Source organism: Allobacillus saliphilus (genome assembly GCF_018138385.1).
GTDB classification, from domain to species: Bacteria; Bacillota; Bacilli; order Bacillales; family Alkalibacillaceae; genus Allobacillus; species Allobacillus saliphilus.
This window is the reverse complement of the sequence record NZ_JAGSIE010000020.1, coordinates 1-20,434: the sequence shown is the minus strand read 5'-3', so window position 1 is coordinate 20,434 and position 20,434 is coordinate 1. Positions and strand designations below refer to the sequence as shown.

General features: G+C 39.3%; 21 protein-coding genes. 1 reads left to right on the top strand and 20 read right to left on the bottom strand.

Translation table 11 applies throughout. The features are described 5' to 3' along the window. Nucleotides 1-22: 22 nt before the first annotated feature. The 11 genes from KC820_RS07155 to KC820_RS07105 form a co-directional block, all read right to left on the bottom strand. On the bottom strand, nucleotides 23-994 hold the full coding sequence (locus KC820_RS07155) for an alpha/beta hydrolase (protein ID WP_236782562.1): 972 nt from the start codon (nucleotides 992-994) through the stop codon (nucleotides 23-25). 105 nt (nucleotides 995-1,099) lie between these two features. Then, nucleotides 1,100-1,297: a hypothetical protein gene (locus KC820_RS07150; RefSeq protein ID WP_212369722.1), complete on the bottom strand. Its 198-nt coding sequence runs from the start codon at nucleotides 1,295-1,297 to the stop codon at nucleotides 1,100-1,102. A gap of 32 nt (nucleotides 1,298-1,329) precedes the next feature. After that, complete coding sequence (locus KC820_RS07145; protein WP_212369720.1) at nucleotides 1,330-1,701, bottom strand: VOC family protein; 372 nt, start codon at nucleotides 1,699-1,701, stop codon at nucleotides 1,330-1,332. Nucleotides 1,702-1,719: 18 nt separating this feature from the next. Further along, nucleotides 1,720-2,853, bottom strand: coding sequence for an ArsR/SmtB family transcription factor (locus KC820_RS07140; protein WP_212369718.1), 1,134 nt, complete (start codon nucleotides 2,851-2,853; stop codon nucleotides 1,720-1,722). Between the two features lie 221 nt (nucleotides 2,854-3,074). Next, nucleotides 3,075-4,085 carry a hypothetical protein gene (locus tag KC820_RS07135; protein WP_212369715.1) on the bottom strand — a complete coding sequence of 337 codons (1,011 nt, stop codon included), beginning with the start codon at nucleotides 4,083-4,085 and terminating at the stop codon, nucleotides 3,075-3,077. 47 nt (nucleotides 4,086-4,132) lie between these two features. Further along, nucleotides 4,133-4,669 carry a hypothetical protein gene (locus tag KC820_RS07130; protein ID WP_212369713.1) on the bottom strand — a complete coding sequence of 179 codons (537 nt, stop codon included), beginning with the start codon at nucleotides 4,667-4,669 and terminating at the stop codon, nucleotides 4,133-4,135. Between the two features lie 391 nt (nucleotides 4,670-5,060). Continuing rightward, complete coding sequence (locus tag KC820_RS07125) at nucleotides 5,061-5,858, bottom strand: MFS transporter (RefSeq protein ID WP_212369708.1); 798 nt, start codon at nucleotides 5,856-5,858, stop codon at nucleotides 5,061-5,063. Continuing rightward, on the bottom strand, nucleotides 5,859-6,365 hold the full coding sequence (locus tag KC820_RS07120; protein ID WP_212369705.1) for an MFS transporter: 507 nt from the start codon (nucleotides 6,363-6,365) through the stop codon (nucleotides 5,859-5,861). 49 nt (nucleotides 6,366-6,414) lie between these two features. After that, on the bottom strand, nucleotides 6,415-7,536 hold the full coding sequence (locus tag KC820_RS07115; protein WP_212369702.1) for a winged helix-turn-helix domain-containing protein: 1,122 nt from the start codon (nucleotides 7,534-7,536) through the stop codon (nucleotides 6,415-6,417). Nucleotides 7,537-7,659: 123 nt separating this feature from the next. Beyond that, nucleotides 7,660-8,097, bottom strand: a complete 438-nt coding sequence (locus KC820_RS07110) for a GNAT family N-acetyltransferase (RefSeq protein ID WP_212369699.1) — start codon at nucleotides 8,095-8,097, stop codon at nucleotides 7,660-7,662. Nucleotides 8,098-8,179: 82 nt separating this feature from the next. Then, nucleotides 8,180-8,941 (bottom strand): polysaccharide deacetylase family protein, encoded by a 762-nt coding sequence (locus tag KC820_RS07105; protein ID WP_212369694.1) that lies wholly within the window; start codon nucleotides 8,939-8,941, stop codon nucleotides 8,180-8,182. A gap of 92 nt (nucleotides 8,942-9,033) precedes the next feature. Here KC820_RS07105 and KC820_RS07100 point away from each other — a divergent pair, with 92 nt between their 5' ends. Beyond that, complete coding sequence (locus KC820_RS07100) at nucleotides 9,034-9,498, top strand: hypothetical protein (RefSeq protein ID WP_212369692.1); 465 nt, start codon at nucleotides 9,034-9,036, stop codon at nucleotides 9,496-9,498. Between the two features lie 11 nt (nucleotides 9,499-9,509). On the opposite strand, the gene KC820_RS07095 is transcribed toward KC820_RS07100, so the two are convergent. The 9 genes from KC820_RS07095 to rocF all read right to left on the bottom strand — a co-directional run. Next, nucleotides 9,510-10,568 carry an RNA polymerase sigma factor gene (locus KC820_RS07095; RefSeq protein ID WP_212369688.1) on the bottom strand — a complete coding sequence of 353 codons (1,059 nt, stop codon included), beginning with the start codon at nucleotides 10,566-10,568 and terminating at the stop codon, nucleotides 9,510-9,512. Between the two features lie 359 nt (nucleotides 10,569-10,927). Further along, nucleotides 10,928-12,349 (bottom strand): sodium:solute symporter family protein, encoded by a 1,422-nt coding sequence (locus KC820_RS07090; RefSeq protein ID WP_212369685.1) that lies wholly within the window; start codon nucleotides 12,347-12,349, stop codon nucleotides 10,928-10,930. A 197-nt stretch (nucleotides 12,350-12,546) separates the two neighbouring features. After that, nucleotides 12,547-14,349, bottom strand: a complete 1,803-nt coding sequence (glmS, locus tag KC820_RS07085) for a glutamine--fructose-6-phosphate transaminase (isomerizing) (RefSeq protein ID WP_212369682.1) — start codon at nucleotides 14,347-14,349, stop codon at nucleotides 12,547-12,549. Nucleotides 14,350-14,733: 384 nt separating this feature from the next. Beyond that, nucleotides 14,734-16,080 (bottom strand): phosphoglucosamine mutase, encoded by a 1,347-nt coding sequence (gene glmM, locus KC820_RS07080; RefSeq protein ID WP_212369680.1) that lies wholly within the window; start codon nucleotides 16,078-16,080, stop codon nucleotides 14,734-14,736. 22 nt (nucleotides 16,081-16,102) lie between these two features. Next, entirely contained in the window at nucleotides 16,103-17,344 is a 1,242-nt protein-coding gene (locus KC820_RS07075) for a CdaR family protein (protein WP_212369678.1), read from the bottom strand. Next, the gene (gene cdaA, locus KC820_RS07070; protein ID WP_212369677.1) at nucleotides 17,337-18,158 is read right to left on the bottom strand and encodes a diadenylate cyclase CdaA; all 822 of its coding nucleotides are present in this window, start codon (nucleotides 18,156-18,158) and stop codon (nucleotides 17,337-17,339) included. The genes KC820_RS07075 and cdaA overlap by 8 nt, the downstream gene beginning before the upstream one ends. A gap of 162 nt (nucleotides 18,159-18,320) precedes the next feature. Further along, nucleotides 18,321-18,935: a hypothetical protein gene (locus KC820_RS07065; RefSeq protein WP_212369675.1), complete on the bottom strand. Its 615-nt coding sequence runs from the start codon at nucleotides 18,933-18,935 to the stop codon at nucleotides 18,321-18,323. A gap of 4 nt (nucleotides 18,936-18,939) precedes the next feature. After that, nucleotides 18,940-19,518 (bottom strand): RNA polymerase sigma factor SigW, encoded by a 579-nt coding sequence (gene sigW / locus KC820_RS07060; protein ID WP_212369673.1) that lies wholly within the window; start codon nucleotides 19,516-19,518, stop codon nucleotides 18,940-18,942. A gap of 183 nt (nucleotides 19,519-19,701) precedes the next feature. Next, on the bottom strand, nucleotides 19,702-20,434 hold a 733-nt coding region (gene rocF / locus KC820_RS07055), incomplete at its 5' end, for an arginase (protein ID WP_212369672.1).

Here is a 20,434-nt window from a genome sequence, read left to right as displayed (position 1 = left end):
ATGATTCCTTTCTTACTTAAAATTAACTTCCCACAACCGCACTCGGCTCCACCAAAATTCTATTGATCAGTATATCTATGAAACGATTTTGGTCCTCAACGAATGGCGTATGGGCACAATCTTCAAACAAGAAGAACTGTTTGTCAGGTGCCTCGATGTTTTCATAGAACCGTTTAGCTTCATTGCAGGTAGTCTGATAATCGTAAGCTCCTTGTAAGATGTACACCGGAATCTCAAATCGCGGTGTTCGTTTTGCTAAATCTGTTTTCGCCAACGTTTCTCCAACAGCTTGGTAGGATAGCAAACTTCCACGCGGTATATTGAATTTCTCTTTCCATGTATACGGTTTGCACCTGAAAACCTCTTTTAACACTTGGGACATCGAGTAATTTTTCCGCTTCATTCCACCGCCATATTTCATTAAATAACGACTCAACACCTTCTGGTAATCTCGGTTCACATAAAAATTTTCATCAAAAACGATGTCTCCGACCATTTTTTCTGCCTTTTGATCCCCTCTCGTAATCGCCGTTTCGAGCAAAAATTGTATGGTTTCCTGATTGGATTCCTTAAATCTACCCAACTGTCCCATTCCGATATAAGCGCTATAATGCTCAGGGTATTTACATGCGACAAGACTCCCAAGAAAGGATCCCCATGAATGACCCATCAAATAGATCTTTTCCTTGTTCAACTTTTCTTTCACATATTCAGTGATCGCAAGCGTATCCTTGATATATCGCTCAACTGTCAACGGCCCTTGGGTTTTTGAATTGAACGACATGCCTGCTCCCCGTTGATCCCAATAACATATGGTTACGAACTTCGTCCACTCCAACCTAGATGCTTTGATCATTGGATACGCCGGAAACCCTGGACCACCATGTAAAAATAAAACCACTGGATTTTCTTTATTTTGACCCTCAATAATCATACCATGCTGATGTCCATCGATTTGGACATACTCTTTCAGTTGGAAGTCTTTTTCACTCATTTTCTCCCCACCCATCGAAAGCTTATAGACACTCTTACTATTCTTATTCGATGGTGGTACGAATTCCCCTTTTCGATAAACAAATGTGTTATCTCAAATCCTCTTTTACTTTGTATCTGACCGCGATGAACGAAAACAAAACAAGATAGATGATCGCGACGCTTGCCACATGAATGACTTCACTGAGGCAACATTTTTTGCTTGGTATTCTTCATCATAAATACCTTGAACCGTTTGCCGCCAGCCCACTGAACAAATTTCGCAAATCGCTTCTGTATGCTCTGGAATCGGTTTTGTAATCATCATTTTTATTCCTCCGCTTCTAGAAATCTTCATTAAATAGGTTGAGAGATCCATAATTTATATCCATTTGGATCAGTAATGATAGCTTCCTTCACTCCCCAATCGCGATCAATCGGTTCCTGTGCGACTAGTCCGCCTGCTTCTTTAATGGATGTAATGGCTGATACCACATTATCTACCGATAACTCGATCACAATCCCTTTTTCGACTGGTTCAGGTTGATCGATGACATGAAGCAGTATCGTTGTTTCATTCCCATCCGAGCCAAAAGAGAAATATGCCATGCTTTCATCAACATATCCTTTACGTAACTGAAGTACTTCCTCGTAAAATTGGATCGATTCATTCAAATCCTTTACAGGTATGATGACCGTGTTTACTCTATCTAAATGAAATTTTGACATATGGCATCCTCCATTCAATTACTTCAACAGGTTTTCCAATACGTAAATCACTTTTTTGATTTCATTTTGATTGATTGAATAATACTTTGTGTTTCCTTCTTGCCTGACGGAAACGAGGTTTGTTTTGTGCAAATAATTCAAATGACGAGAAACCGAACTTTGTTTGAGATTCAATTCATTCACAATTTGCTGAGCGAACATTTCATCGTTTTTGGCCAATAGATGAATGATCTGCAGTCTTGTTGAATCCCCTAGCCCCTCAAACGCGAGATTAACCTCTGCTGAATTATTCTTCTCAGCGGATGCATAATCGTTCGTCGACGTTGGTTCAAATATGAGAAAACCATGACGATTGAACTTGAGAAAAGACAATAATCTTCCCATATTCGGAACGGGTATGAACGTTAATTCATGTACTCGATTCATCTCTTCTTTTTCCATGGTATCCGGGTATAAACCTGTTATGTCAAAAATGGCTTCTTCATTCATACCATAAGGATTAGACAGCTTTGAGAGCTGATTTTCTTTCCATCCAACAATACGACTCTTACTGGATTGCCAACAAGCCTGAAACCCTGAATTCCAAACTCCATCCAGTAGGCGGATGATCCGTTCTTTGATCCCTTTTAAATCATTAAATAGAGGAGCTAATTCTTCAAAATCCTTCACCAACCAGCTTTCCAATACGATTGAAATTGCTTTTTCCCGATTGGAAAGAACTTTTAGTTGTTCTGACTCTAAACTGATTTCTTGTAGTTTTTCATCGACTGAAGGATCGCTTGGCAAATATTTTTCATAATAGGCCATATTTTCTTGAATGCCGTATATAACAAGTTCCAATACATCTGTTTCGGAAAACGTTTCCCACCACTCTCTAAAATCATCCCAATCTTGATTGATCGAAGTTTGATGCTTTAAATAATAATCACGAAGAATAACACCATGAGCAAAAATAGTCCTCAAAACGCGAAGATCTTTTTTTAAATTCTCAGGTAATGCTTTTGCAAAGTCCTTTACCCATTTCGATTCAACAGCCGAATTATTTAAACAATAATCGAGTAGTTGGATATTCGTTAATACACTTACGCCAACAGACTCAGTCATCCGTAATTTTGTTTTCGGATAAGTTGGGATTAATAAATTTCTTTCCATTCAGTCACCTTCATTCAATTATGCAATATTTAAATATTAGTTATACTAAATGATAAACGACTTAATTGTTTTTTGCAATAGAATAGTGGTAATAATGGAGGCAGGATGAGACAGAAGTAGTCTTGAGACGGGTAAGCTAAAAAATCGGCCAAGATGATGACATCTTAGCCGAACCGTATTAAGTGTGTGGTTCAATAACAAAAAGCATTTATTTAGATTTCCTAATCAGCAGCCCCAATTTTGTAGATATAAGAATAATTAGCAAATGGTTCTGCGCTACCCTGCATTATATTTTTTATCTTTTTTAATCCGCTCTTTCCAAAATTATGATCAATCAATACGTAATAATCTGTTTCGCCTATGTTATCAATAATCTCATCAGGTATTGGGATGATGGCCTTTTTTCCTATCGGATGTTTAGTTGTAAATTCTTCATAAACCTCACCTTCAATATTAAAAAATACCACTTTCTCCATCACGTCAGTATTCACTTGCTCAATGGATATATAGTGACTCTGATCAGTGATTCCAATTGTATTTAACTTCTTTTTATTATGATCTAAAATCGCCAATTCTAATGCAGCTCGTTCACTTGTGAGATCACTTGGCTCTAACAACGAAGAATCTTCTTCATATGTATCTTTGTTATCTGTTTCTACCAGTGACAAGTTATCTGAATTACTTATATGCATCCGTATTGGACTATACCGAAGATTCGTATCGACCGGCGCGTCTTTATCTAAAAAAATAAATGCAATCTCTTTAAAATCAAAATTCTCTTCAAACTCGATTAGATTAGTTAGAGAAATTGAATGGTTTCCTGATGGTAAATCTATATCATAATATATCTTTGTATCGTCTTCCTCATCATTAACTTGTATTGGAAGAAAACGATCACTATCCCAAATCATGAGTCTGAAATTTTTATTTACCGGGCTATCTATATCTACAATTAAATCAAATGTTGCAGTGTGCTCCACAGGACGAAGATATTCCAATTCTTCACCCAGCAAATTTACTGAAGAGGAAAATTCATCTTCAACTTCAATTTGTATTTTGTAATGAGGTTTAAACCCAAGCTCTTCTAGATCTGTGGGTTGGATAAGTATGTTTTCATCCTTATGAGTTTCCTCTTGGATGGTAAACGAGATATCACTTGTGTCTTCGTTATTGCAACTATACAGTAACGCAATAGCTATTAAAAAAAATATAATCAAGATACCTTTTTTCACTATATCCCTCCCCAAAGTAAAAAAGAGGCCGAGAATAGCCTCTTTTTTTAATAGCTTAAACTGTCACCAGTATACCCAACTGAGTGTCCATAGGGTTTAGTTATCGTATGTGTCCCATGAGCTCTATATTCTGTTCCAACCGGTACAATACCAGGATAAGCAACAGCAGAGGCAGAAGCAGTTTTAGCAAATGGCGGAGTACTACCGTCTCTATCAATTTCCTGTCCATCTCTCATTAGTATCACAACAACAGAAGATGTACCAAGAGCATCATCTCTTTCAGTTTGAGCATTAGCTGTTATTCTAGAAACTGGATAAGCCGTGGGTTGAGCTTCTCCGGCAATCCCATTATTAGACGCCGTTAAATTTAGCGTACCCTTCCCCCAGTCATCATACCATATTGCCTGTGTACCAACTCTCTCTTCATAGTTTAATTCAGTTTCTGTAGCCAAGTATGGCACGGCATCCCAATAGTATTTTGTTGATTGATTATCTTTACTGAAATCCGATGCAGAAACTGTACTGAAGCCAAAGCTGATTGAAATGAAACTTGACAAAAATAGAATTTTTAATATTTTACTCATAATAATTCTCCCCTCCTTTCTATCACTGATTGATAACCAACTAGATTCGATAAAAAACTACTTGGGCTATAAAACTTCATTTGCAATTTAAACAATAAAGAAATATTCACTATGGCTACAATGTTTCACATTCATTTTTCTCTTTAATACCTTATATTCCTTATATTAACATTATCCTTTGAATATTTCAAATTATCTATATAAACAACATTTATATTAGTGTTTTATTCCAGCTATATATTTTTTGCGAATACACATTGCAAGCAATCTATATAGGGAATCCGAAACAAGTTAGACAAAAATTAAACTAAATTGAAATTAGACAGTACCCTAAAAAGATATAAGTAGGATTAATAAAGTTAAGAGATGGACTACAATGATTGAAACCGGTCTAACAAGAGGGCCCTTTAGTAAGATTTTTTATTAAGCCACCTTTACCATTTTTTCTCCTCCCTCTTCGCCAACTCCCCCACAACCATTTCTGAAAGACCAAGCCAATCAGTCCAATCCCGAATGTCACCGCTCCGACGACTTGGAAAATCGTGAATACGCCAAAGAGCTGAACTAGGAAACCACCTGTGACTGGAGCGACGATTAAAATGATGCCGGTAAGCGATTCATACATGCCAGACAATTGACCGACCTTCCCTTCAGGACTTTCTACCTGAAGAATATAGCTAAAAACGACACTGAATATTCCGGTTCCCACCCCAATGATTAATCCTGCCAGAAGGATCATCCATATTTCCGTGTCCATCCACATCATTCCCATTGCGAAAATTCCGCTTCCGATCAGAAAAACTGCACTTCCGAGAAACAGGCTGTAACGTTTAATTTCCGTTAATCGATTCAAAAACAATAGAATGGTAACCGCACCCAAGCCAACGACCGAAATCAACCATCCGAAAATCGACGGATGAAGAGGGAACAGCTCTCGCGTCAAAACGACAAATTGAGCATCGATCAGTTGGATGGCCAAAAATGCGATCAACGAAAACGTAAAACTGACCCATAGTGGTTTCGATTGGAAGATCGAGCGCCAATTACTCCGCCAACTCTTCCAATAAGTTTCTGGCTCTACATCTCCATTCTCTAAAAACCTATTGGAATCCTCCCGATCGATATGGCGAACGAGCAGAAGAATCCCCACTGAAATCAATAAAAAAACCGCATAGATGGCAAAACTCAATCATGGAGAAAATGCGGCAGCAATCGATGCACCGACAAACGGACCAATCACTTTGGACAATTGATTGACCGTTCCATTCAGAGTCACCGCCTTCATCAACAAGTCTTCATGTACAACTTGCTTTACAAGGGCTTGCTGAGCAGGAAAATGTACGGTAGAAATGGTCGCACGCACAAAGATGATTCCCAGCATCATCCAGAGATTAAAGGTGAAAATCATTGAGATCGTACAGACAGCCGTCAACAGATCCGCCACCAGTATAATCTTTACTTTTTTACCCCGGTCCACAAAAATACCGGAAAATTGGCTGAACAATGCATATGGAACCGCATAAGCAACGGGATTCAATGAAATCAGCCACGGCTCTGCCTGCCACACATAACTGAACATCAGCATCACAGCAAGCATATCAAAGAACTTACCAAGCGTAGAAATGGTATATGAACTAAATAATAGAAGATACATTTTATTATTCCATATCGATTGATCGATTTCTTGATTTTTCATGTCATCACTCTCCTATCGGTAAGGATAAGTGATGAATGTCAGAGGAATATCAAATGAGCGAAAATAGCTGAGATTCAATTTTCGGTTTTAATTGTTCAAGTTCCGTTTCCTCTATGTATCGTTCCCCTGCCTGATCATAGAATTGGATCGTTTCTTTGCTTGCACCCGAGTTAGGCAACAAGAGTTTTAGCAATTGATAAATAAATAACAAATAATACGTATGACCGGATTGGCGAATCAAACCCCTGCCTTCTTCAATCTTCTCCCGACCTGCTTTTTCGTCTCCATCACGAATCAACAACAGCCCTTGCAATAAGCGTAAAGCACTTGTTTCACGTAAGTATGGCAACTGACGCAAAAGAATCTCCGTATTTTCAATCGATCGCTTGGCTTCATCCAATTTATTTTGGTAGAACAGAATGGCCGACTTCATCACATTTAAAAATGGGAAAAAACCGTGATGGATGTCTCTAATTCCATCGATTTCCTGTTGAACGAGCTGCAATGAAGTTTCTGGACGCCCGAACTTCATATACCATAACGACAGACTGAAACAAGAAATATCCATTCGTTCCTTCTCATCGATCCTAACTTGATCAAGAACTTTATTATGTATGTCAATCACTTTTTCTGTGTTGGGTTCAACAAAACCATAAAGTAATAGTGGAACGAACGCATTGCCTGAATCGGAAAGTCGATCCAGCAATGACCTAAAATCACTAGAAAGCCACAGCAACACCGTTTCTTGTTTTTCATTCAACGCCAAACCTAGCACTTTATTCGTAAGGAGTTCCCTTAACGCCTTCCCTTGACCATATTTATAATAAGTATCGAACAGCTCATTCGCCTGCTTTTCAATTTCTTCCGGGACAGGTGTTGGTGTTTCTTCAACTGGTTCTTTTAGTTCTAATCGGTACCCAAGCCCCTTGATTGTTCTGATTGTTCCTATATCTTGAAACGAACTAAGTTTCTTTCTAAGACGATAAATATGATCATCCACCGTACGGTCTGTCGGAAACTCGTGCGGCCAAATGGCATCCAAAAGCTCTTCTCGCGAAAATGCGCGTCCATTATTCATATATAAAAATTTCAACAATAAGAATTCCTTTCGAAGCAATTCTACTTTTACACCATCGACCAAAACGGTATAGCCATCATCCGAAAATATCATGTTCTATGCCTCCAACGTAAAGTGCGCGAAACCTAATGAATGGGGTAGTTTTAAAAAAGAGAAGGCAAGGTACGCGCAACATAATAAAAAACAGAAACTTTCATTAGACGATTTGGTGATCCCTCATTTCAAATCGGTTTTAAATACATAACTCACCTTATCATAACCCATTTTGTGATCATAAAAGTGGTGGGCCTTTGTTCGTTGTAATCCTGAAGACAATGCAACGCTTTCGTAATGATGCTCTTTAGCCCAATCATGAACGAATTCCAATAATAACTCACCATAACCTTTTGAACGTTGATGATCGTCTGTTACTAAGTCGCAGACCCAAATGAATCTACCATAATATAAGGTAATCATAGGCTTAAACCCAACGACTGCAACAATTTTCTCGTTTTGGTTGAGTGCGTACATTCTGTAGCGATCTTTTTGTTGTGCTTCTGAAACTAGTCCTACGTAGGTCTCCTGATCAAGGTGACTTCGTAATTGTTTCATAATCGGGTATGCTTCGACGATCTCTTTTTGAGATTGAAGCTCTTGAATGTTTGTTCGATTCATTGTATTGGTTCCTTTCTAATCTTTAACTATCATTTTACCTTAAATGCCTCAATCTCAAAATAAGATCTATTCACAAATTTATTCACTTTTCCTCACTGACACCGATTAACTCCGGAATTGTAACAAATTCCATTCCTTCTTGTTGGAGACGTGGGATGATTTCATGTAAAGCATTGACGGTACCTGATAAATCCATTGTCCAATCACCACCATCATGCATAAGGATGATGGAACCCGGTGTCGCCTGGGCTAATACGTTGTCTGCAATGATTTCAGCCCCCAATTGCCTCCAATCTAAAGAATCGACGTTCCAGAGAACCACGGTATTGCCCATGTTGCCCAGCAATTCGACAATCTCTCGATTCAAAGCACCGTACGGCGGTCTGAATAACCTTGGGCGGAAGCCAAGAATTTGCTCAATGGTTTCTTCCGTTGTGGCCACTTCCCATTGAACTCTGCCTAAGCTCTCCTCCGTTAAATTCGGGTGCCAATACGTATGATTTCCGATCGCATGACCTTCACCGTACATTCTTCTGACGATATCAGAGTGCTCTGCGGCCCTTGCGCCCATTAAAAAGAATGTAGCTTTCACCTGATATTGACCAAGTACATCCAGCACTTGCGGCGTAAATCGAATATCCGGACCATCATCAAAACTTAAAGCCACTTTATTGTCATCCAGTGATCCTCTCAAAACAACAATATTTGGATATTCACGTTGCAAAAGTGAATTTGCAATTAAATTAGGCTCTCTGCCAACATTTTCGCCTCCTCCTTCTGGCTGGCTTTGTTGAATATTTCCATTATTCCTATTCAACCAAAAATCACCATATCGTGTAAACATCTATATACTAACCTCCACATGTACCCATATATTTTTTACTATATGAGGGATGTTGGGTGGTAGTTACACATGCGCGATGAATCAGTTTTGTTTTGGAGATTATCTCTCTCAACGGAGTTATTCCGAAAATCCCAGCTCTAACTCCATCGAAAGCTGTCCTCAACGGAGTTATTCCGGAAATCCCAGCTACAACTCCGTCGATAGCTGTCCTCAACGGAGTTACATCGAAAATCCCAGCTCTAACTCCGGCGACAGCTGTCCTCAACGGAGTTATATCGAAAATCCCAGCTCTAACTCCGGCGACAGCTGTCCTCAATGGAGTTATAACGAAAATCCCAGCTCCATCTCCGTCGAAAGCCGTCCTCAACGGAGTTATAACGAAAATCCCAGCTCTAACTCCGGCGAGAGTCGTCCTCAACGGAGTTATATCGGAAATCCCAGCTCTAACTCCGGCGATAGCTGTCCTCAACGGAGTTATTCCGGAAATTCCAGCTCCACCTCCGTCGAGAGTTCTTCTCCTACCCAAAATGATTCTTGGCTTAACACTTATAGTTTAAATGTTGATGCATCACCGGAATAAATAACTACGTATTGGACGTTCGTTTACTAAATCAGTATGCAAGTTAAAACTAAATACATCATCGAACCGTTGGCCATGTTCCAGCTCTTCAATTTGTTGATCTTCAAGGAAAAAATATTGCCACTCTGGATGAACATCTTGGATCACCTGCACATCTTTCATTCGAGCATCTGTGCTAAGCAAGTAACGATTACCTGCATCATCTGTTAATAGACTGTCATAGTCTATTCGATCCAAAGCTGTAAATGCCTTTTTCGCCGGTAGTTGGGCATCTGAACTTGAAATGAACGTCGGATCGTCGACACGGTCGTGTTTTACTCTATACATATGAAATCCTTCAATTCTTGGAGAAAAGGTTATATCATAAATATCAAGTGACTCTTCAGAAAAGTCTACGACCCTCGTTCGGAAATCTTCCATTTGTCCTGTTGAATTAAATCTAAGAGACAAATTTGTAATTCCAGCCTCATCACTTATAGTTAATTTCTCCTGTATTTTCTCGAAGTCCTGTTCAAAACTAGGTGTCTTTACATTGGTACTTTCGATCAAGAAACTAAATCGAAAAAACAAAAAATAACTAACAATGATAGCTACTACAAGAATTGAAATGATCTTCATATTTCTGATAAACTTCTGTTTCTTTAACCTTTTCTTCAATTCTTCATCAAATGAGTAGTAATCCCTTAGAATTATGTAGGTTCGCGCCTTTTCTGACAGCATAAGCAATACTTTTCTGATCATCAGTTTTTCATCGAGTGAGGAATAAGCATCAGAATGGTCTGGAAGTGAAATTTCTGTCGGGTCTATAATTTCTTCTTTACTTTGTTTCTTTCGTATGGAATCTAAATAGGTATTTCTTCCTATGACAAATAACCATGTCTTTAAGCTAGACTCCATTTTGAACCGTTTTATGGATTTGAATGCTTTAAGGAATGTCTCTTGTGTTAGCTCCTCTGAAAGATGATGCTGTAATGTCGAGCGATAAAAATAATTGTAGATTAACGGCTTATATTGTTGATAGATTTTCTCTAATAATTGACCATCCATGCTTCCCCCCCCTTTCATCAACGGTAAAGACGGATAAGTCCACCATAAGTTACAACTAATTCTTATTTATACAAAAGTAAAAAAAGAAGAGCTACCTGTCATAGATAGCTCGACTCCACTGCTGCTTAAATTGTTTGTCACTTACTAAACGCTTCACGATAGACCTCACGTACCTAGCTGAGTTATCTTGCCAATTAATCGGATTACCCATGACGATCTGGCCAAACACATCCAAACACCGACACCAGCCTGTAGCAGTATTTATTGCCCAAGAATCATCAACAAACGTATGTAACCGTTCAGTTAAAATTTCTTCCGGAAACTCCAATAGGATTGGATCTTATGACTCAAACACATCTTTAAAAAACAACTTGTTGTTTATTTTTGGTAAAGAACGTAACAACCAACAATATGCCTATAGATATAGGTAACCCGATAAAAATAGGATGCAAGCCAAAAGGATGTCCTAAAACCTGCCAGATGACGGCCGTAAGCAGTCCACCCCACATGGAAGCAAGCCCCGCAAGCTTCGTTACTCTTTTCCAGAACAGTCCAAACAAAACCGGTGCGAGCAATCCGGAAACTGACATGGCAGTCCCTGTTACCATGAGGTTCACTAATCCCGGAATCGCCAAAGAAAATACAAGAGCAATAACCGATACAATTAACACAGAAATCTTACTATAGGCTAACATCTTCTTGTTATCGGATTGTTTTACGTTCGGTCTGATTAAATCATTCGCGATGGAAGATGAGCCTGCGATAAAGAACGAGTCTGCACTCGATATGACCGTTGCCAAAAGCACAACAATCATCACAACTACTAGAGAGAAAGGAAATAACTCCCCGATGACACCATAATAAATGAGTGCTGGGTCAACACCTTCTAGATTTAACCCGTAACGACTGAATACCCCAATGGCAACAACCAACGCAGCTAAACCAATGGCGATAATCATTGAAATCCAATAACCGTTTCTCGCTGTTTCCATACTCTTCGCTGCCCAAACACGCTGCCAAAGGTCCTGGCGAATAAATTGATAAACACCCAACGTCAAGAGATAAACGAAGATCTCGCTTGTTTCGATATTTAAGATACTGATCATGCTTTCTTCATTCATTGAACGGGCATTCTCAGCAATCAGCTCCCAACCGCCTGCAGCTACTACCACTACCACAAACAAGATGACAATACCCAATGTCTGAATGGTCCCGTGAAAAACATCCTGCCAAATGACCGCTTTCAGCCCACCTAAGTATGTTTTCAAGGTTAAAATAAGCCAACCAAGGACAATACCGAGTGTCATATCAAGCCCGATGATTAAATTTAAAATGGTCCCGATTGCGACAAACTGCATGCCTGTCATCGCACAATAGGAAAACAAGACACTAATCACCGTAGGAATACGAGCCTTTTCACCATAGCGCAAAGCCGTATAGTCACCCAACGTGACCATGTTATGTACTTCGCCAAGCTTCCTCACTCGTTTCAATAAGAATGAAGCAAAAATTATGATAGAAAAGAGCATGGTGATATTGATCCACTGCTCGCCCATGCCTAAACGATAACCATTCTCCATATAACCTAATAAGGTTGATCCACCAACACCAGTTCCAATAAACGTTAACATGATCGGAAATAGACCTACTGATCTCCCGGCAACATTATAATCTTCATACGTTTTCGTTTTCCGGTTCATATATAAGGCCAATACAAATAAAAAGATAAAGTAAACGAAAACAGTTACAGTTAATATGATTCGTTCTTCTCCGTTGAACATTTAGACACCCCTTGATTGAATTCAATTACGATAGGTTTAGAGACTTTTTCAAAATTGAATGCTAAAAAAAGAAAGAGTTCCCATTTTCACGGGAACCCTTATTATTATAGCTTATTAAACTGTGATCTTCATAGATAAAATTCAAACTTTGTTCATTGAATTACTGAGATTTCAACAAGAATAATCTAATCGATTCTCTACTCCACCGTCACGCTCTTAGCCAAATTCCTCGGCTTATCAACGTCACAGTTACGATGAAGTGCTGCATAATAAGCCATTAGCTGAAGTGGTAAAACCGTGACAAGTGGTGCGAGCAATGGATGCACATCTTGGATGACGACATCATCTCCTGGACGTTCCAATCCTTCTCTTGTTATCATGCACACGTTTGCGCCTCTTGCTTCCACTTCTTGAACGTTACTGCGAATTAAGTTATTCACGTGTTCTTGCGTGGATAGGGCAATAACTGGTGTGCCTTCTTCAATTAATGCAATCGTTCCGTGTTTCAGTTCACCGCCTGCGAAGCCTTCTGCTTGGATATACGAAATCTCCTTCAGCTTCAGTGCTCCTTCCAAGGCCACGTGGTAATCCATTCCGCGTCCAATGAAGAAACAGTTTCGTGTCGTATATAAAAATTGATAAGCAATTTTTTCAAATTGGTCTTTTTGATCGCATAGGGCCTCCATTGCGTTACCGACAATGGCTAGTTCTTTCAATGGGTCAAAGCCCAACTCGATTCCCTTTGCCTGTGCTGTGTCGACAGCAAGTATTGTGAGTACAGCCAGTTGAGCCGTATAGGCTTTAGTGGATGCGACAGCAATTTCCGGTCCTGCGAGTAAATGCAGCGTGTGAGTGGCTTCACGAGAAAGGGTTGATCCGGGTACATTCGTCATCGTAATGGATGGATGTCCTAGTTTTTTAATCTCCACTAACACGGCGCGTAAATCTGCTGTTTCTCCACTTTGCGAAATAAAGATGAATAATGGTTTCTCAGACAGCAATGGCATATTATAGGAAAATTCGCTGGCTATATGCACTTCTGTCGGTACTTCTGCTACTTTCTCAAGCATCTCTTTTCCAATAAGTCCTGCATGATAGCTCGTTCCCGCTGCGATGATATACACACGGTCGCATGCTTTCATGGCATTTCGAACACCTTCATCGAGTTTGATTTGATCGGACTCATTTTGATACTCCTGAATGATTTTACGCATGACAAAAGGCTGTTCGTCGATTTCTTTCAGCATAAAATGTGGATAGGTTCCTTTTTCAATATCATCCAGATCCATATCTACTTCAAATGGCTCGCGGTTAACGTTTGTGCCATCGAGCTTTTGAATCGTCACTTGATCTTCTTGAACAATGACAAGCTCTTCGTCCATTAATTCCACGAATTGATCGGTGACTTGAAGCATTGCCATGGAGTCACTGGAGACGACATTGAATCCTTCTCCTAATCCAACGAGTAGCGGGCTTTTATTTTTCGCCACATAAATTGTTTCTTTGTCTTCTTTATCCAGTAAAGCAATCGCATAGGATCCATCCAATAGAGCAATCGTTTTCCGGAATGCTTCAATGGTTGATCCTGTTTCATCCGCTAATTGCTCGATTAACTGCACAATGACTTCTGTGTCTGTTTCACTGACAAGATCAATGTCAGCTAGATAGTCATTTTTCAATTCCTGATAGTTTTCGATAACCCCATTGTGTACAAGTATATAACGACCTGATTGACTCACATGGGGATGGGCGTTCGTCTCACTTGGTTCACCATGGGTCGCCCAACGTGTATGACCGATTCCGACTGTTGCATCAAAGGTCTCATCGACCGCTTCCCGAAGTGTCGCAATCCGACCTTTTACTTTGAAAAGCTTGAGATCGTTAGTCGATTGAACAGCAATACCAGCTGAATCATACCCCCGATATTCAAGTTTTTCTAAGCCATTCAATAAAATTCCTTTTGCATCATTTTCCCCGATATATCCAACAATTCCGCACATACTATTTACCTCCAATGGAAAGAGGCAAACAAATATCCTTTTATGTGGGGCATTCGTTTGCCCCTTTCTCGTGTTTGTTATGTCCATCTAGTCTGCAGCTTTGTACATGAAGTCACCTTCATGCTTTAACCACAAACATAGCAGTTGAGATGGGCAACCGGGAGGCATCCGCCGAAAACATCGATTAACCTCCTCCTCGTCAACTATTTTCGTAACCGTACAGAAAATAGTCCAGGCGCTTTAATTATAACTTTCTCTTCTACCCTCCTTGCTTTTTCCAAATAAGTGTAACGTTATCATTTTAAATACATTCAATCGATTCGTCAACAGAAAGTTAAAAAAGAGTATAGAGTTTTTTAACTCTACACTCTCTTATAACCTATGTTATTTTAAGCCAAACGTTTTCTCAATTGCTTCGACAACTTGATCGACTGCTTTTTCACATTCTTCTTTTGTCGGAGCTTCCACCATAACACGAACGACAGGCTCTGTACCAGAAGGTCGAACAAGTACTCGGCCTTTATCTCCAAGATTTTCCTCAACGAGATCAATCTCTTCTTGAATGACGTTACTTGTCAGTACTTCGTTTTTATCCAATACACGAACGTTTTTCAAAACCTGTGGGAAAATTTCAATCTCACTAGCTAACTCGGATAATGATTTTTCTTTTTCCACCATGACATTAATCAATTGCAGCCCTGAAAGCATGCCGTCACCAGTCGTATTATGGTCTAGGAAGATAAGGTGTCCAGATTGTTCCCCACCAAAGTTATGGCCTTGTTTCACCATTTCCTCCATGACATAACGGTCGCCTACAGCTGTTTTATCCGATGTAATGCCGATTTCATCAAACGCTCGATATAGACCAATATTACTCATGATTGTCGTTACAACCGTGTCGTTATTCAACTGACCTTTTTCTTTCATATGCTTCCCGCAAATGTACATGATTCGGTCGCCATCAATAATATTTCCTTTTTCATCGACAGCAATCAACCGGTCACCATCACCGTCAAAAGCAAGTCCGATATCTGCACCTTGATCGAGTACAGCTTTCTGTAAGTTTTCAGGACTCGTTGATCCATAGCCATCATTAATATTCAGTCCATTCGGTGCTGCACCAATCGATTGGATGTCCGCTTCAAGATCGCCGAATAAGTGAGAGGCAATCCATGAGGTAGCGCCGTGTGCACAATCAAGTACAACCTTGACGTCATCAAAGTCAACATCAACCGTGTCCTTCAAATGTTGGATATATTTCTGAGCGCCTTCAAAATAATCGATGATTTGACCAACGTCACCAGCAACTGGACGTTCAAGCTCGTCCTCTCCGTCAATTAATTGTTCAATAGCCTCTTCGTTTTCATCACTTAATTTATATCCACTTGCTCCAAAGAACTTAATTCCATTGTCTTCTACCGGATTATGCGAAGCAGAGATCATGACTCCTGCTTGTGCTCCGGAAGCCTTTGTTAAATAAGCAACTCCTGGTGTAGAGATGACGCCTAAGCGCATGACGTCTACGCCTGCTGATAGGATTCCAGCAATCAGTGCACTCTCAAGCATTTCACCTGAAATTCGTGTATCTTTCCCTACTAAAATACGCGGTTTTTCTGTCGCATCCTTTGTTAATATATGAGCGCCATAACGACCTAACTTAAAGGCCAGTTCTGGTGTTAAATCTTTGTTTGCAACTCCTCTAACTCCATCCGTACCAAAATACTTTCCCATATTGTTCACTCCTTCATCTGAACTATTGTTCGATTTGTATACGTATTCTTTCTTCTTCTGTGCGTAAACGAATGTTTTCTGGTCCTTCTAATTTTATTTCTGCAAATACTTCGCCTTCGACATACTCACTGACGTTGATCCAAGCTCGTACATCTTTTCGCTCTAATTTTTCCAAGTCTTCTTTCGTACCAATCGCTGTTATATCAATAACTGGCTCATCGCGATCAACAAATGTAATTGTTGCATCTTCTGGTGCATCTTCAATTTCAATTTCCATCTCTTCAAATACTTTTTCTTGTGCTTCAGATACGTTAATTTCAACTTCAACAGTTTCCGGTTCAATTTTTGTTGTGTCGGATGGTCTTGGAACATCCATTTCGATGGTGGTCGATTCGGTAATTTCAGATAAATCTATTTCCAATGGATCCAATGCGCTTATTTGATCTAATCGTTCTTCTTTGGCATGCAGTGTTGCTGAAACTGGGTGAATATTAATCGACTCTAATACAAGGCCATCATCCAGTTCCCCAATTTTTTCGTATTGTATCGGATAACGACGGTCACGCACAGACACATCTGCTTTTACGGATGCATTTGTAGGTGTCACAAATACATTCAGTTCATTTCCTTGGTTATCGTACACACGAATCGGAATGTTCGTGACTTCACCTTCCGCCTCTAATTCATTAAAATTGATTAAAGCTCTCACAGTTGCGATTTTATCTATTTCTGATTTTGAACCAGTCACTTCGACTTCCTTTGGCTCAATTGTTGGCTCTTCAGCAAACACTTCTGTTATATCAGCATCTCCTTGACCAATGTACTCTTTTTCCAATGGAAAGGTCTCCGTTGCTCTTTCTTCTAAAATGACTTCGACAGTCTCCGGTTCAACATATACCGTTAACTGATTCGACAACCCATTATGCTGCAGGTCGACATTATGTACACCTGCTTCATATTCATTCAGATCAATGTAAACATCAAAATCGCGCTGTCTCGCTGTCTGCATGACAACACTTTTAGGTCCTTCTATTGAAATATCAACCGTTTCAGGAACACCCCGTACAACGTATTTTTCGTCATTCATTGATACTTGCAAAGGGATATCATTGATTGTTGTCACATCGGTTGAAGAAGAAGGTAAAAGCGTGTTACTTGGCGTTTGTGAGTTCGCTTCATCAATCGCTACAGTAACGTATAACAAGATGGCTAAAAACAGTGAAACAACTCTTGTAAACCATGGGCTTTTCAACCATTTATCCATTTGATTTCCCCCTCCAATTCCACGACTTGGATGTTGAGGAGTTTTCCAACACATTCAGTTCTTTCACAAGGATCTTACGTAGTTTTTCTTCATCCAATTGGCGGTGAAGCTCGCCATTTTTTGAGCAAGAAATATGACCTGTCTCTTCAGATACAATAATCGTTAAGGCATCGGTCACTTCACTTATTCCCATTGCCGCTCTATGTCTTGTACCTAATTCTTTAGAAATGAATGGACTTTCACTTAATGGTAAATAACATGCGGCGGCGACGATTTCATCATTTCGAATAACGACAGCTCCATCATGTAACGGCGCATTCGGAATAAAAATATTGGTTAGCAGTTCACTTGTCAGCTTCCCGCCTACTGGAATTCCCGTTTCAATGTAATCATTCAGGCCCGTCTCGCGCTCAATAGACATTAATGCGCCAATTCTTCTTTTACTCATATAATTACAGGATTTAATAATTGCTTCAATTGAATCTTGAATCGTTTTTTCCTCGGATTGCGAATATCGAGAAAACAAACTTCCTCTTCCCAATTGTTCCAAAGCTCGCCGGATTTCTGGCTGAAATAAAATAATGACTGCTAAGAAACCCCAATCAATCGCTTGGTAGACTAACCATTGCACGGTTTGGAGTTCGAAAAATGAACTCAATAACCAAATGGCTAATATGACGAATATCCCTTGTAATAATTGAACCGCTTTCGTTCCACGAATCACGGAAAATAATTTATAGATAACAAACCAAACGAGGGCAATGTCCACAACGATTCGCAAAATATCGAGGAGGTTAAATTCTTCCCAGCTCATGCCCACACTTCCTTCATCAATATCAGTTTACCGTTCTCTCAAATGTACCTTTTATTATAGCATAACTATGTCCCTCATTTACATTTTCCGTTAGATTAAATATGAAAACGTCCAATTTCTTCAAATAAGAAAAAGGACGTTTGAGTATATTTACTATGTGTTTCATTGATAGCTGAATTGCTGAAAGAACTCAGAGACTTGCCGCGAAAAACGGATTGCTGCCCACTTCAAAAAACGATTCACTTGTACAATTTCTCCACTGATATTGTTATTAGCTCGAGCAAGCTCACTATTTACAAGTGTCACATTTCCATTGACATGCCCTTTAATTTCAACGATTGCATTTTCAATCGTCAGATCTCCATGAATCACTTTACCTTCTGGAACAATCACTCTGTTCCCTTCTACCTGAATTCCTTCATAGCTTGAAACATATACATCTTGATCGGATTGGAATTCAATGAATGCCGATGTCATTAACATAACCAAAAACACGGCACAAGCTGTAATAAAAGGGTGTTCTTTAATCGTTTTGACAAATTTTGTTGATTTCGATTCTTTCGGCAGACGGTCAATAATGTCTTGTTTGAATGTTGAAGGCTGCGAGACGGCAGGTGAGTTTTTTAGTTGTTTTTCAACATCTTTCAATTCTCTAAAATGTTGTAAACAAAAATCACAATTCATTAAATGGTTTTTCAATGAGAGCTCCTCATTGTAGCTCATTTCTTGATCGATATATTGATGGATTTTTTCTTGATATCCATGTGTACAAGCCATCTCGTCACTGACCTCCTTTCGATTGTCCATGCATTAACTTTCGTAGTGCTTCTCTTCCCCGGTGTAAATGAGTTTTAATTGTTCCTGTAGGTAAATCAAGCGTTTCTGAGATTTCTTTTAACGAAAATTCATCCATATAACGCAATACAAGTACAACGCGGTACTTACTTGGTAACTGTAATAAGTATTGCTGCATCTCGTCCTGATTTTCTTTCTGTTCAACGGTCTCTTCCGGTGTTTCTGATGTATTTTCTATGTGATCTAAATATGTTATGTTTTCGCCGACAGCCATTGGTTGATCTAGTATGTATAGCGGCTTTTTCTTTCGCATCCAATCAACTGCAGTGTTCGTCGCAATTCGATAAATCCACGGTGCAAAGCTTTGCTTGTTTTTAAATGTATGGATTTTTGTATAAGCTTTAACGAAAGCTTCTTGGGTTACTTCCTCAGCCTCATGAAAGCTACCTAATAAGCGGTAACAATGCTGGTAAATCCGCCTTTCATACGTATCGATAATAACCCCGAAGGCATCCTTATTGCCCTTTTTCACCTGTTTGACGATTTGATTAATTTCATTCTCCATTAATATGACCTCTGTTCGCCACGTTGGCTAGATAATAGTAATACGTTTGACTAATCATTTAAGATTCAGTTGTTTTAAAATATGTACTTCTTTAAGTTTACATGCTACCGACTGCGTTGTGAATACATCGAATAATAAAAGAACTACCTGCTCAAACTCAGGTAGTCCTTAACTTAAAGTGTATTATATATATCTTTCACCTAATAACGAACCAATCAGTTCAACCGTTCGCTCAGCCGTTTGGTTTTTAACGTCCAATAACGGATTCACTTCAACGAATTCCGCTGAAACGATTTTCTCAGATTCATTCAACAATCTTAATGCATAATGTGATTCTCTTATTGATAAGCCACCTTCAACCGGTGTCCCAGTTCCAGGAACATAAATTGGATCCAACGAGTCGACATCGAAGCTCAAATGAATTCCGTCTGTACGAGTCGATAAGTCATTCAAGGTTTCCTTTATAATTGATTCAATCCCTTGTTGTTCAACTTCATGTGCTGTGTACACTTTAATTCCTTTTTCTTTAATCAATTCTCTTTCACCAGAATCGATTGAACGAGCACCAATAATAATTACATTTTCAGGTTTAATCTTTGGGTTGTTTTGTAAAATTGAAGTCAACTTTTCATGCCCCATGCCTAAGTTAACAGCAAGTGACATGCCATGGATATTTCCTGAAGGTGAAGTTTCCTCCGTATTAAAATCAGCATGTGCATCATACCAAATAACACCAAGATTATTATAATGCTTCTGCACTCCAGCAATTGTTCCGATTGCCATACTGTGGTCCCCACCTAATATGAGTGGAAACTGACCGTCTTCGATAATTTCTGAAACCTTATTAGCCGCCAGTTCATTAGCAGATGCAATCTCATCTAGATTTTTCAAATTTGAAACGTGATCTGTAGTTTGG

Coding starts and splice junctions, on each gene's coding strand:
- KC820_RS07155 (WP_236782562.1), bottom strand. CDS start 994: ATGAGTGAAAAAGACTTCCAACTGAAAGAGTATGTCCAAATCGATGGA.
- KC820_RS07150 (WP_212369722.1), bottom strand. CDS start 1,297: ATGATTACAAAACCGATTCCAGAGCATACAGAAGCGATTTGCGAAATT.
- KC820_RS07145 (WP_212369720.1), bottom strand. CDS start 1,701: ATGTCAAAATTTCATTTAGATAGAGTAAACACGGTCATCATACCTGTA.
- KC820_RS07140 (WP_212369718.1), bottom strand. CDS start 2,853: ATGGAAAGAAATTTATTAATCCCAACTTATCCGAAAACAAAATTACGG.
- KC820_RS07130 (WP_212369713.1), bottom strand. CDS start 4,669: ATGAGTAAAATATTAAAAATTCTATTTTTGTCAAGTTTCATTTCAATC.
- KC820_RS07120 (WP_212369705.1), bottom strand. CDS start 6,365: ATGAAAAATCAAGAAATCGATCAATCGATATGGAATAATAAAATGTAT.
- KC820_RS07115 (WP_212369702.1), bottom strand. CDS start 7,536: ATGATATTTTCGGATGATGGCTATACCGTTTTGGTCGATGGTGTAAAA.
- KC820_RS07110 (WP_212369699.1), bottom strand. CDS start 8,097: ATGAATCGAACAAACATTCAAGAGCTTCAATCTCAAAAAGAGATCGTC.
- KC820_RS07105 (WP_212369694.1), bottom strand. CDS start 8,941: ATGTTTACACGATATGGTGATTTTTGGTTGAATAGGAATAATGGAAAT.
- KC820_RS07095 (WP_212369688.1), bottom strand. CDS start 10,568: ATGGATGGTCAATTATTAGAGAAAATCTATCAACAATATAAGCCGTTA.
- KC820_RS07090 (WP_212369685.1), bottom strand. CDS start 12,349: ATGTTCAACGGAGAAGAACGAATCATATTAACTGTAACTGTTTTCGTT.
- glmS (WP_212369682.1), bottom strand. CDS start 14,349: ATGTGCGGAATTGTTGGATATATCGGGGAAAATGATGCAAAAGGAATT.
- glmM (WP_212369680.1), bottom strand. CDS start 16,080: ATGGGAAAGTATTTTGGTACGGATGGAGTTAGAGGAGTTGCAAACAAA.
- KC820_RS07075 (WP_212369678.1), bottom strand. CDS start 17,344: ATGGATAAATGGTTGAAAAGCCCATGGTTTACAAGAGTTGTTTCACTG.
- cdaA (WP_212369677.1), bottom strand. CDS start 18,158: ATGAGCTGGGAAGAATTTAACCTCCTCGATATTTTGCGAATCGTTGTG.
- KC820_RS07065 (WP_212369675.1), bottom strand. CDS start 18,935: ATGGCTTGTACACATGGATATCAAGAAAAAATCCATCAATATATCGAT.
- sigW (WP_212369673.1), bottom strand. CDS start 19,518: ATGGAGAATGAAATTAATCAAATCGTCAAACAGGTGAAAAAGGGCAAT.